We start from the raw sequence: 683 nt of genomic DNA, 5'->3' as shown, positions 1-683 counted from the left end.
CAAAGTAACGCCGAAGAGCTAGATAAGAAGATTAAGTCATTTAGCGTATAAAGCGAATTGGATTTGATAAAACGCCCACAAACCTTTTGTGGGCGTTTTTATTTGCTTTAAGTCTGGTATAAAGAATGAATCACCGTGCTTTTCACACAAGGAAGAAACATGCAGCTGCCTTCGTCACTGGTCTCTGTCGCCGAATCTGCCGTTCAAAATGCCCAAGAAGCGGGTTACCTTCAATCATGGCCAAATGAGGTCGTAGAGCAGTTTCATTACGTCTCGGCGTTGAGCCAATTTATTACGGAAACCATTCACCGTGACGAGGCTCTCGCGCAGCAGTTACCAACGATGTTAAGTGAGCTTAGCCGACACCAAGCTTATCGCACCCGTCTGGCCGCTTTATTGGCAGAATGCCCAGATGAAATGTCTGGTCATCGCGTTCTGCGTCAGTTCCGAAATCGAGAAATGGTCTACATCGCGTGGAAAGACTTCTTACATGCTTGGACACTTGAAGAGTCATTACGTCATTTGTCCCAATTGGCAGAGGCGATGATCTTTGAGACATACCAATGGCAATACAAAATTTGCTGCGCAGAATGGGGAACGCCAACAAATGCAGAGGGTGAAGCTCAACCGATGTTGATCATTGGGATGGGCAAGCTAGGCGGCGGCGAACTGAATTTCTCTTC

General features: G+C 46.7%; 1 pseudogene. It reads left to right on the top strand.

The features are described from left to right. Nucleotides 1–159: 159 nt before the first annotated feature. Nucleotides 160–683 (top strand): annotated as a pseudogene (locus tag R8N47_RS25460) (bifunctional glutamine synthetase adenylyltransferase/deadenyltransferase); the annotation flags it as partial.

It is taken from the genome of Vibrio sp. 2132-1, assembly GCF_033344315.1.
This window is presented reverse-complemented; position numbering and strand designations above follow the sequence as displayed.